8 protein-coding genes and 1 pseudogene are annotated in these 11,189 nt (G+C 69.6%); 3 read left to right on the top strand and 6 right to left on the bottom strand.

From position 1 onward, the window contains the following. The first annotated feature begins 10 nt into the window (after positions 1-10). Positions 11-1,894, top strand: coding sequence for an aspartate kinase (locus IQ216_RS06955; RefSeq protein WP_186697982.1), 1,884 nt, complete (start codon positions 11-13; stop codon positions 1,892-1,894). Here the strand turns inward: IQ216_RS06955 and uvrB are convergent. The 3 genes from uvrB to IQ216_RS06940 all read right to left on the bottom strand — a co-directional run bounded on the left by uvrB (position 1,857) and on the right by IQ216_RS06940 (position 5,264). Next, positions 1,857-3,863, bottom strand: a complete 2,007-nt coding sequence (gene uvrB, locus IQ216_RS06950) for an excinuclease ABC subunit UvrB (RefSeq protein WP_304523971.1) — start codon at positions 3,861-3,863, stop codon at positions 1,857-1,859. The two genes, IQ216_RS06955 and uvrB, sit on opposite strands and share 38 nt — an antisense overlap. Before the next feature lie 88 nt (positions 3,864-3,951). Then, positions 3,952-4,380 (bottom strand): phage holin family protein, encoded by a 429-nt coding sequence (locus IQ216_RS06945; RefSeq protein WP_193814901.1) that lies wholly within the window; start codon positions 4,378-4,380, stop codon positions 3,952-3,954. Positions 4,381-4,469: 89 nt separating this feature from the next. Then, positions 4,470-5,264 carry a DUF561 domain-containing protein gene (locus IQ216_RS06940; RefSeq protein ID WP_193814900.1) on the bottom strand — a complete coding sequence of 265 codons (795 nt, stop codon included), beginning with the start codon at positions 5,262-5,264 and terminating at the stop codon, positions 4,470-4,472. Between the two features lie 55 nt (positions 5,265-5,319). Between IQ216_RS06940 and tilS the strand changes: the two genes are divergently transcribed. Together tilS and IQ216_RS06930 are read left to right on the top strand one after the other, a co-directional pair. Beyond that, complete coding sequence (gene tilS / locus IQ216_RS06935) at positions 5,320-6,417, top strand: tRNA lysidine(34) synthetase TilS (RefSeq protein WP_193814899.1); 1,098 nt, start codon at positions 5,320-5,322, stop codon at positions 6,415-6,417. Further along, on the top strand, positions 6,392-7,063 hold the full coding sequence (locus IQ216_RS06930; protein ID WP_193814898.1) for a hypothetical protein: 672 nt from the start codon (positions 6,392-6,394) through the stop codon (positions 7,061-7,063). The genes tilS and IQ216_RS06930 overlap by 26 nt, the downstream gene beginning before the upstream one ends. A 13-nt stretch (positions 7,064-7,076) precedes the next feature. On the opposite strand, the gene IQ216_RS06925 is transcribed toward IQ216_RS06930, so the two are convergent. From IQ216_RS06925 to IQ216_RS06915, 3 genes and pseudogenes are all read right to left on the bottom strand, one after another. Beyond that, the gene (locus IQ216_RS06925; protein ID WP_193814897.1) at positions 7,077-9,128 is read right to left on the bottom strand and encodes a ribonuclease J; all 2,052 of its coding nucleotides are present in this window, start codon (positions 9,126-9,128) and stop codon (positions 7,077-7,079) included. Between the two features lie 75 nt (positions 9,129-9,203). Further along, a pseudogene (gene dapA / locus IQ216_RS06920) lies at positions 9,204-10,121 on the bottom strand (4-hydroxy-tetrahydrodipicolinate synthase). Further along, on the bottom strand, positions 10,118-11,189 hold a 1,072-nt coding region (locus tag IQ216_RS06915; RefSeq protein ID WP_228007242.1), incomplete at its 5' end, for an aspartate-semialdehyde dehydrogenase. The gene IQ216_RS06915 and the pseudogene dapA, both read right to left, overlap by 4 nt.

The following is an 11,189-nucleotide window of genomic DNA, read 5'->3' as shown; positions in this document are numbered from 1 at the left end:
CCTCACCCCCATGGCCCTGCTGGTTCAGAAGTTCGGCGGCACCTCGGTGGCCGACGTGGCCCGGATCCAGGCGGTGGCCCGCAGGGTGGCCCAGTGCCGCGACGAGGGCCATGAGCTGGTGGTGGTGGTGTCGGCCATGGGCCACACCACCGACGAACTCTCGGGCCTGGCCCGGGCGATCAGCAGCGATCCACCCCAGCGGGAGATGGACATGCTGCTGGCCACCGGGGAACAGGTGTCGATCGCGCTGCTGTCGATGGCCCTGCATGCCGAGGGCGTGCCGGCGGTGTCCATGACCGGGCCGCAGGTGGGGATCATGACGGAGTCGGCCCACGGCCGCGCCCGCATCCTCGAGATCCGCACCGAACGGCTGCGGCGCCTGCTGGGTGAAGGCCAGGTGGTGGTGGTGGCGGGCTTTCAGGGCACCAGCAGCGGCCTGGCCGGCACGCCGGAGATCACCACCCTCGGCCGGGGCGGCTCCGACACCTCCGCCGTGGCCCTGGCCGCCGCCCTCGGCGCCGAGGCCTGCGAGATCTACACCGATGTGCCCGGGGTGCTCACCACCGACCCGCGCAAGGTGCCGGATGCCCAGCTGATGACGGAGGTGAGCTGCAACGAGATGCTGGAGCTGGCCAGCCTCGGGGCGGCCGTGCTGCATCCCAGGGCCGTGGAGATCGCCCGCAACTACGGCGTGCCGCTGGTGGTGCGCTCCAGCTGGAGCGAGGCGCCGGGCACCCGGCTCACCAGCGGGGCACCGCAGCCGATCGGGCAGGGCGGCCTCGAGCTGGGCAAGCCGGTGGATGGCGCCGATCTCGAAAATCGCCAGGCCGTGGTGGCGCTCTCCCACGTGCCGGATCGCCCCGGCGTGGCGGCCCAGCTGTTCGAGGCCCTGGGAGCGGCGGCCCTCAACGTGGATCTGATCGTGCAGGCCACCCATGTGGGCACCACCGACGAGGCCTGCAGCTTCACCAACGACATTGCCTTCACCCTGCCCGAGGCCGATCTGGAGCAGGCCCAGCTGGTGTGCCGCGAGGTGCTGGCCGGCATGGGAGCCGAGCTGGGGGCCGGAGCCGCCACCCTCAGCGGCGAAGCGGGGCTGGCCAAGCTGAGCATCTCCGGCGCCGGCATCATGGGCCGCCCCGGTGTGGCGGCGCGGCTGTTCGACACCCTGGCCCGCTACGGCATCAACCTGCGGCTGATCGCCACCAGCGAGGTGAAGGTGAGCTGCCTGGTGGCCGGCGACCAGGGCAGCCGCGCCCTGCGGGCGGCCGCCGAGGCCTTTGAGCTGCAGGAGAGCCAGCTGCGCCACGATCCACCCCCCTGCCACAGCGGCGAGGCGGCCGTGCGGGGCGTGGCCCTCGACACCGGCCAGGCGCAGGTGGCCGTGCGCCAGGTGCCTGACCGCCCCGGCACCGCCGCCGCCGTGTGCAGGGCCCTCGCCGATGCGGGCATCAGCCTCGATGCGATCGTGCAGTCGGAGCGCACCGGCCTCAGCGGCCAGCAGCGCACCCGTGACATCAGCTTCACCCTGAAGCGCGACGACCGCAGCCGGGCCGAACAGGCCCTCGGGCCGCTGCTGGGCCAGTGGCCCGGCTCCCGCTTTGAAGAGGGAGCGGCCATCGCCCGGGTGAGCGCCGTGGGCGCCGGCATGCCCTGCACCCCGGGCACCGCCGCGCGCATGTTCCGCTGCCTGGCGGAGGCCGGCATCAACATCGAGCTGATCGCCACCAGTGAGATCCGCACCAGCTGCGTGGTGGCCGCCGACCAGGGGGTGGAGGCGGTTCAGGCGGTGCACCGCACCTTCGAGCTCGGCGGCAGCACCACCCACCGGGCCGAGGGCAGCGAGGCCCCGGAGCTCAGGCCCGGCCCACCAGCTTCTGCCGCAGCCCCTTGATGCGGTCGCGCAGGTTGGCGGCCTCCTCGAACTCGAGGTTCTTGGCCGCCGTTTTCATTCTGTCCTCGAGCTGCTGAATCAGCTCCGGCAGGGAATCGAGGGGAACGGCGTTGTGCTCGGCCTGATCCGTGGCCTGCTCAAGCTGTTCGTCATTGAGGCGCCTCGACACCTCCAGGAAGGCCAGGATGGAATTCCCCGCCCGCTTGCCTGCGGCCGTGGGGGTGATGCCGTGCTTCTCGTTGTAGGCGTGCTGAATGGCACGGCGGCGTTCGGTTTCGCCGATCGCCTTGGCCATCGAATCGGTGAGATTTTCGGCATAGAGCAGGGCCTTGCCCTCCACATGGCGGGCGGCGCGGCCGATGGTCTGGATCAGGGAGCGCTCGGCCCGCAGGAAGCCCTCCTTGTCGGCATCGAGGATCGCCACCAGAGACACCTCCGGCAGATCCAGGCCCTCGCGCAGCAGGTTCACCCCCACCAGCACGTCGTACTCGCCATTGCGCAGATCCTGGATGATCTCGATGCGCTCGATCGAGTGGATCTCGGAGTGCAGATAACGCACCCGTACCCCGTTCTCGGCCAGATAATCGGTGAGGTCCTCGGCCATGCGCTTGGTGAGCGTGGTCACCAGCACCCGTTCCTGCTTGTCGGCGCGCTGGCGGATCTCGCCGAGCAGGTCGTCCACCTGGCCCTCGGTGGGGCGCACCTCCACCACGGGATCGAGCACGCCGGTGGGGCGGATCACCTGCTCCACCACCTGGCCGCGGCTCTCGGCCAGCTCCCACTGGCCGGGGGTGGCGCTCACGAAGATGGTCTGGCGGGCCTTCTGCCAGAACTCCTCGCCCTTGAGGGGCCGGTTGTCGGCGGCGCTGGGCAGGCGGAAGCCGTGCTCCACCAGCACCTGCTTGCGGCTCTGGTCGCCGTTGTACATGGCCTGCAACTGGGAGCAGGTGACGTGGCTCTCATCCACCACCAGCAGCCAGTCGTCGGGGAAGTAGTCGATCAGGCACTCGGGCGGGGTGCCGGCTTGGCGGCCGGCGAGGTGGCGGGCGTAGTTCTCCACGCCGTTGCAGTAACCCACCTGCTCCAGCATCTCCAGGTCGTAGATGGTGCGCTGCTCCAGCCGCTGGGCCTCCAGCAAACGCCCCTGGCCATTGAGCAGATCGAGCCGCTCATGCAGTTCGTGGCGGATCGCGGCGATGGCCTCGGCCAGCCGCTCCTTGGGGGTCACGAAGTGCTTGGCCGGGTAGATGTTGATCGCGTCGAGACTCTGCAGAATCTCGCCGCTGGTGGGATCCACATAGCGGATCGCCTCCACGTCATCACCGAACAGCTCGATCCGCACCAGGCGATCTTCGTAGGCCGGGCCGATCTCCAGCACATCGCCCCGCACCCGGAAGCGGCCGCGGGAGATCTCAACGTCGTTGCGGGAGTACTGGTTGTTGACCAGATCACGCAGGGAGGCACGCAGGTTGAGCGTGTCGCCCACCTGGAATTTCACCGCGGCCTTGAGGTATTCGCTGGGGATGCCGAGGCCGTAGATGCAGCTGATCGAGGCCACCACGATCACATCGCGGCGCTCGAACAGGGAGCGGGTGGCCGAATGGCGCAGCATGTCGATCTCTTCGTTGATCGATGCCGTCTTGGCGATGTAGGTGTCGGAGACGGGCACATAGGCCTCCGGCTGGTAGTAGTCGTAATAGGAGATGAAGTATTCAACGGCGTTGTTCGGGAAGAACTCGCGCAGCTCATTGCAGAGCTGGGCCGCCAGGGTCTTGTTGTGGGCCAGCACCAGGGTGGGACGCCCGGTGCTGGCGATCACATTGGCGATCGTGAACGTCTTGCCGGTGCCGGTGGCCCCCAGCAGGGTCTGGTAGCGCTCGCCGGCCTGAACGCCCTGCACCAGCCCGGCGATCGCCGTGGGCTGATCGCCCTTGGGCTGGTAGGGGGCGTGGAGCTCGAAGGGAACCATCATGGTGCCCATTGTTGGCGAGCCGCGCCCGCTACCGCGGTGCCGAGAGCAGCGAAATGGCCGTCCCGAAGGCCCGCAGGGGCGCGGATCAGCCCGCAGCCAGCTGGCTCATCAGCGCCGAGACTCGGGTGAAGTCCACATCGAGGCCGAGCATGCGCAGGATCACCGCCGACAGCACCGCGTAGACCACTGCCCCGAGCACGGCGCTCAGCAGCCCCTGGCGCAGCCGGAAGCCCTGGATCAGCCAGGCCGCCAGGCCGAACAGAATCACGGTGATCAGCCAGTTGAACAGCAGACTCACCGGACTGATCACCCCGCCGAGGCTGGTGACGGCCCAGACGGGCCCCAGCAGCAGCTTGAGCGGCCAGATCAACAGGGTGCCCAGCAGGCCGATCACAACAGCGGCGAGCAGGGCGATCGGGAAGCTCTCGATCTCAACACCCAGGGGAAGCCAGGCGACGATCAGCAGCACCAGAGCACGGATCGGCCACTGCAGCAGCCAGACGAGGGAGCCCATGACAGTTCAGGTGGAACCTTCGCAACGTAGGCCTGGGAACGCCCACTGGCACTCTGTTGTGACTGAGGGTTGCTGAGCCAGGCCTACGTTCAGAGCGTCGCCGCCACCGGACGGGGTAGGGCCGTCCGCAGCTCCCGCACCACCGCCGCCATGGCCCAGGGCTCCTGCAGCCTGTTCACAGCGGAGCCCACACCAACGCCAGCGGCGCCGGCCGCCACGGCGAGGGGCAGGGTCACGGCCGAGAGGCCCGAGGCACAGAGCACCGGCACGGCAGGGGTTTCGGGGCCGGCGGCAGCGGCCAGGGCCCGGCTGATCGCATGGGTGGCCGCCAGGGTGGGGGCCGCCTTTTCGATCAGGCCCAGAACGCCAGGGCTGAAGGGCCGGGCGCTGGTGCCGCCCTCGGTCTGGATCAGATCGGCACCGAGCGCCACCAGGTCGAGAGCCAGCTGCTCCTGCTGATCCAGGGGCAGAACATGCGGCACCGTGACCGACAGCACCACCTCGGGCAGCAGCTCGCGGGTGCGGCGGGTGATCGCCAGCACCTCGTCGGCCTCGAAGCGGCGACCGAGGGGATAGAAGGCGTCGTAGTTGCCGATCTCCACCATCGCCGCGCCGGCGGCCACAGCGGCTGGGAACAGCTCGGGGTCCACCGCCGACACGCAGATCGGCAGGCCGGACGCCGCTGCAGCCCGTCGCACCAGGGCCGGGTCACAGGCCACGTCGATCAGGTCGGCACCCCCTTCCCCAGCCGCCTGGCTGATGCGCTCCACCGCGGCAGCATCGAAGTTGGTGAGGCCGGCGATCACCTTGATCAGGCGACACTCCGCCAGGGCGCTCCGCAACGGGGCAGGCAGCTGGGCAAGACGGGAGGAGCCGGACGACATCGCAGGAACAGCTGCACAGTGGGGTCATTCTCCCACTTGAACCCCCGTCGTCAGGGTGTCCGATCCCCAGCCCCAGCCCAGCGCCGCGGCCGACTGGAGCGCCGATCACCTGCGGCTGCACCGCCACCTGCGGCGCCACCCGGCCCTGCTGCCCGATAGCGACACCCTGCTGCTGGCTGTTTCCGGCGGCCAGGACTCCATGGCCCTGGTGGCGCTGCTCACCGCCCTGCGGCGGCTGCACGGCTGGCGGCTGCACCTCTGGCACGGCGATCACGGCTGGCGGCCCGAATCAGGCCGAACGGCGCAGCAGCTGGCGGCCTGGGCCACCGGGCAGGGTCTGCCGCTGCTGGGGGAGTGCTGGCAGCCCGAGCCAGGAGAACCTGCCGCCAGCGGCGGTGCTGGCGGCATCCCCAGCGAGGCCGCGGGCCGGGCCTGGCGCTACCGGCGGCTGGCGATCGGCGCCGCAGCGCTCGGGGCCAGCCGGGTGGTGACGGGCCACACCGCCAGCGACCGGGCCGAGACGCTGCTGTTCAACCTGGCCCGGGGGAGCCACCGCCGGGGTCTGGCCAGCCTGCGCGGCCTGCGTGCCCTGGAGGGTGAGCTGCAGCTGGCCCGGCCCCTGCTGCCGTTCAGCCGGGCCGACACCGGCCGGCTCTGCCGGCAGCTGCAGCTGCCGGTGTGGCCTGACCCCAGCAACAACGACCAGCGCTACAGCCGCAACCGGCTGCGGCAGGAGGTGCTGCCGGTGCTGGAGGCCCTGCATCCCGGCGCCGCCCGGCGCCTGGCCGCCCTGGCCGAGCAACTCGCCGCCGATGACGACACCCAGGGGGAACTGCTCTCCCTGGCGCTGGCCGCTCTGGGGGCCAGGGACAGCAGCGGCGCCGGAAGCGATCAGCAGCTGCCGCTTGCCCCCCTGCGCGCCCTGCAGCGCGCCAACCAGGGCGCCCTGCTGCAGCACTGGCTAAGCCACCACCTGGGGGAGCGGCTCAGCCGCCGCAGCCTCGAAACGCTGCTCGATCGGCTGGCCGCTGGGTCGGGGGCAGGCACCCTGCAGCTGGCCGGTGGGTGGCGTTTGCAGTGGCAACGCAGCACACTGGTTCTCACCTGTGCCCCTACAGCCGAGAGCCATGGCCGAGAGCCGCGGGTCCTATGAGGAGCGCTATGGCGCGATCGAGCGCGTCTACAGCGAACGCCAGTGGGCCGAGGTGGAATCCCTGGGGGAGGCGCTGCTGCTGGACCTTCCCGACGATCCAGCTGACCCCCTGCGCCTGCGGGTGATCCTGCTGCTGGGCCACACCCGCCTCTACGGCATGGGGGATGTGGACACGGCCAAGGGCTACTACCGCGCCCTGCTGCGCCACTGCAATGATCCCAGCCTGACTCAGATCGCCGAGCAGGGCCTGGAGGACTCCGGTGTGGTGGCCCGCCAGCAGGGCAGGGCCCCGCAGCAATCCTTGGCACCAGAACCCGCTCGCGATGCGGTCCAGACCAGCCCCACAGGAGCAGCGATGCCCTGGCTGGAGCAGCTGGATGAAGGCCCGGGTTCAGGGCCTCAGGCCGGAGAGAAGCCACTCCGGCCTGAGGCGATTGCCGTGGAGGTGATTGAGGAAGCCGAGCAGATCGAGGTGGCCCAGGCGGATCCCGAGCGGCAGCAGGTGGTGGAGGTGCAGGAGGTGGAGCGGCTGCAACCGGCCGGCAGCGTGCTGGAGGCCCTGCGCCGTCAGGATGAGCCCAAGGGCTTCAGCCCCGAGGAGATCAAGGAGCTCTCCCGGGGCCTGCTGCACGTGAGGCTGGGCTGAGGCCCAGCCGAACTCAGCCTGCGGCGGCCGCCGAGCGGCGGCGTCGGGTGCGGCCTGCGATCTCGGGCTCGGGAGCGGGAGCGGCCGCAGCCGGCACGACCGCTGCCGGCGCCGCCTTGACCGCGGCTTTGTTGACGACAGGAGTGGCCGCTGAGGTCGCCGCCTGGGCCGCCGAGGCGGCGGCTGAGGCCGCTCCCACCGGAGCCCCGTCCCGTCGAGGGGTGCGATCCAGCGAGCGGCTGTCACGGCCGCCAGCGCGGCCGCGGGGTGCCGGCCGGGAATCGGGCTCCGCATCGGCCCGCCCCTGGTAGGCCGGGGTGCCGGCCGGAGCCGGCTGCACCAGGCAGAGGATCAGGGGCTCCACCTGGAGTTCGCGGCGCAGGCGGCGCTGCAGCCCCAGCTCAACCTCCCGTTGCACGCCCACCCAATCCACATCCGGGGCCTTGCCACCGGTGTTGCGGCTCAGCTGGCTCCAGCGGTTCTCCAGCACCCAGGAGATTTCGCGTTCGGCCCAGAGGCTGAGCTTGCGGGCATCGGCCGTGGTGACCACGCCCCGCAGGTTCACCCGCGGCGGCGCCGCCATCACGCCATCGGTGCTGATCACCGCCAGCAGGGTGATCACACCGTCTTCGGCCAGCTGCTGGCGCTCCTTGAGCACCCGGGAGTCGACGATGCCATTGCGGGAGGCATCGAGCAGCTCGATGCCGGCCTTCACGGGCTCACCCCGGCGGATCGAATCGGGGGTGAGTTCCACCACATCGCCGTTGTCGATGATGAGGGTGTTCTCGGGCGGAATGCCCATCGACATGCCGGTCTTGGAGTGGGCCACGAGCATGCGGTGCTCGCCGTGCACAGGCACGAAGAACTTGGGCTTGGCCAGGGCCAGCATCAGCTTGTGGTCTTCCTGGAAACCATGGCCGGAAACGTGAATGCCTTCGCCTTTGCCATAGACCACCTTGGCCCCAAGCATCATCAGGCGGTCGATGGTGTTCACCACGGAGATGGTATTGCCCGGGATCGGGCTGGCCGAGAAGATGATGGTGTCTGAGGGCTTCACCTGCACCTGGGGGTGCTCGCCCCTGGAGATGCGGCTGAGGGCAGCGAGGGGCTCGCCCTGGCTGCCGGTCATCAGCAGCAGGGTTTCCCGATCCGGCAGATCACGGATCTGCTTGATCGGCACGAACAGATCATCGGGGGCGCGCATGTAGCCGAGTTCGCGGGCCTTGGCGATCACATTCAGCATGGAGCGGCCCAGCAGGCCCACCTTGCGGCCATTCTTCATGGCCAGCTCCAGGATCATCGACACCCGGTGGATCGAGCTGGCGAAGGTGGTGATGATCACCCGGCCATCGGCTTTGGCGATGTGCTGGTCGAGCTTCGGGAACACCGAGCGCTCGGGAGGACAGAAGCCAGGCACCTCAGCGTTGGTGGAGTCACTGAACAGGCAGAGCACCCCCTTGTCGCCGTAGTGGGCCAGGCGGGCCATGTCGAAGTGCTCGCCGTCCACGGGGGTGTGGTCGAACTTGAAGTCACCGGTGAAGATCACCGTGCCCACCGGGGTGGTGATGGCCAGCGTGAAGCTGTCTGCCATCGAGTGGGTATTGCGGATGAACTCCACGGAGAAGTGCTGGCCCACCTTCACCACATCGCGGGGGCCGACGGTCTTGAGGATGGTGCGATCCATCACACCGGCTTCTTCCATCTTGCCGGTGAGCATCGACAGCGCCAGGCGCGGCCCATGGATCACCGGGATCGTGAAGTTCTTGAGGTGGTGGGCAATGCCACCGATGTGGTCTTCGTGACCGTGGGTCACGATCATGCCGCGGATGCGCTTCTGATTTTCCTTCAGATAGCTGGTGTCGGGCATCACCACGTTGACGCCGTGCATGCCATCACTGGGGAAGGCCAGCCCGGCATCCACCATCATCAGCTCATCGCCGTACTCGAACACGCAGGTGTTCTTGCCGATCTCATGGAGGCCACCGAGGGGAATCACCCGCAGGGCTGGTTGCTTGCCGTTGGATCCGTTCTGGGAGGAACTATGACGAACCTGGGAATTTGACATGTAAGAAAACTCGAAGAGTCAGAGGTTGAAACTGGAAGGTTGCTGATTGCAGATCAGCCATTCAGCCTTGGCGTCTCAGGTAGGACGCAGGGCAGCCAGGGTTTCGCAGAGGCGTTGTTTCACGTCGTCGTTCGCGGGGAGAAGGGGAAGTCTTGGGTCGCCCACCGGCCAGCCGCTGAGGGCCAGGGCAGCTTTCACGGGCACCGGGTTGGTGGTGCAGAACAGGGCCCGGCACAGGGGCAGCAGCTGTTCATGCAGGGCCAGGGCCAGGGGCAGATCACCGTCGAGGAAGGCCTGCACCATGCGGCTGATGCGCGGGCCCTCCAGGTGACTGGCCACGCTCACCACACCCACGGCCCCCACGGCCAGCATCGGCAGGGTGAGGGCGTCGTCGCCGGAGTAGATCGCCAGGCGGTCGCCGCAGGCCAGGCGCAGGGCGCTGACCTCGTCGGTGGTGCCGCTCGCCGCCTTGAAGGCCACCACATTGGGCAGATCGAGCAGTCGGGCCACGGTGGCGGGCTCGAGGCTGGTGGCGGTGCGGCCGGGGATGTTGTAGAGCATCAGCGGCAGGGTCGGAGCCGYMTRRGMGAYMGCCCGGAAATGGGCCTCCAGGCCGTCCTGGGGGGGCTTGTTGTAGTAGGGCRCCACCACCAGGGCGCCGTCGGCACCGAGGGCCGCGGCCTCGCGGGTGGCCTCCACCGCCTCGGCGGTGCAGTTGCTGCCGCTGCCCGCGATCAGGCGGGCCCGTCCCGCCACGGCGTCTTTCACAGCGGCGAACAGGGCGTGCTGCTCCTGCCAGCTGAGGGTGGGCGATTCGCCCGTGGTGCCGCACAGCACCAGCGCATCAGAGCCGTGGGCCACCAGGTGATCAGCGAGCCGGGCCGCCTGGGCCAAATCCACCTGGCCGTCGGGCTGAAACGGCGTGACCATCGCCGTGGCCACCCGTCCGAAGGGGGCGTGCAGCCAGGGCTGCTGCTGGGCAGCAACGCTCAAACCCCACCTCCTTGAGCCAGCGTCGGCGGCCCCTCCTGGGGCGGCACCGGGCCCTGGAGCAGCAGCTCGGCGATCTGAACCGCGTTGAGGGCGGCGCCCTTGCGGATCTGATCACCGCACAGCCACAGCTCCAGGGTGTTGGGATCGCTGAGGTCCTGGCGGATGCGCCCCACGGCCACCGGATCGCGACCGGTCACGTCGGTAGGCATCGGAAAGCGGTTGGCCTCGAAGTTCTCGATCAGCTCAACCCCCGCAGCCTGGGCCAGCAGGGCCCGGGCCTCCGCCACGGGGAAGGGCTCGGCAAAACAGATGTTCACCGCCTCGGAGTGGGCCCGCAGCACCGGCACCCGCACGCAGGTGGCCGAGAGCCGCAGCTCAGGCAGCTCCATGATCTTGCGGGTTTCGTTGAGCATCTTGAGCTCCTCCTCGCAGTAGCCGTTGGGCTGCAGGGGGGAGTTGTGCAGGAACAGGTTGAAGGCGAGGGAATGGGGCAGCACGGTGCTCACCGGCTCGCCGCCGTCCAGCACCGTGCGGCTGAGCTGGCGCAGCTCCTCCATGGCCCGGGCGCCGGCGCCGCTGGCGGACTGGTAGGTGCTCACCACCACCCGCTGGATGGGGCGCCGGGCCTGCAGAGGCGCCAGGGCCAGGGTGAGCAGGATCGTGGTGCAGTTGGGATTGGCAATGATGCCGCGGTGGCCGAAGGCAGCGGCGGGGTTCACCTCGGGCACCACCAGGGGCACGTCCGGATCCAGCCGGAAGGCGCTGGAGTTGTCGATCACCAGGGCGCCGGCGCCGGCGGCCACGGGCGCCCACTGGCGCGACGCGGAGCCGCCCGCCGAAGCGAGCACCAGATCCACCCCCGAGAACACCGCCTCGTTGACGCTCTGAATGGTGAGGGTTTCCCCCTGCCAGGCGAGGGGCTGGCCAGCGGAGCGGGGCGAGGCCAGGGGGATCAGCTCGGCCACCGGGAAGTGGCGTTCGGCCAGCAGCTGCAGCAGCTCCTGCCCCACGGCCCCGGTGGCCCCGAGGATGGCCACCCGCAGGGGGCGATCCGGCAGCGTCGCAACC

Origin of the sequence: Cyanobium sp. LEGE 06143, from assembly GCF_015207535.1 — a bacterium.
Taxonomy (GTDB): domain Bacteria; phylum Cyanobacteriota; class Cyanobacteriia; order PCC-6307; family Cyanobiaceae; genus NIES-981.
Note: the sequence above shows the minus strand (reverse complement) of the source record. Positions and strands in the feature narration are given on the sequence as shown.

What these genes read in the sequence shown, in the direction of transcription:
- IQ216_RS06940 (WP_193814900.1), bottom strand. Translation starts at nt 5,264, where the DNA reads ATGTCGTCCGGCTCCTCCCGTCTTGCCCAGCTGCCTGCCCCGTTGCGG.
- IQ216_RS06930 (WP_193814898.1), top strand. Translation starts at nt 6,392, where the DNA reads ATGGCCGAGAGCCGCGGGTCCTATGAGGAGCGCTATGGCGCGATCGAG.
- IQ216_RS06925 (WP_193814897.1), bottom strand. Translation starts at nt 9,128, where the DNA reads ATGTCAAATTCCCAGGTTCGTCATAGTTCCTCCCAGAACGGATCCAAC.
- IQ216_RS06955 (WP_186697982.1), top strand. Translation starts at nt 11, where the DNA reads ATGGCCCTGCTGGTTCAGAAGTTCGGCGGCACCTCGGTGGCCGACGTG.
- uvrB (WP_304523971.1), bottom strand. Translation starts at nt 3,863, where the DNA reads ATGGTTCCCTTCGAGCTCCACGCCCCCTACCAGCCCAAGGGCGATCAG.
- IQ216_RS06945 (WP_193814901.1), bottom strand. Translation starts at nt 4,380, where the DNA reads ATGGGCTCCCTCGTCTGGCTGCTGCAGTGGCCGATCCGTGCTCTGGTG.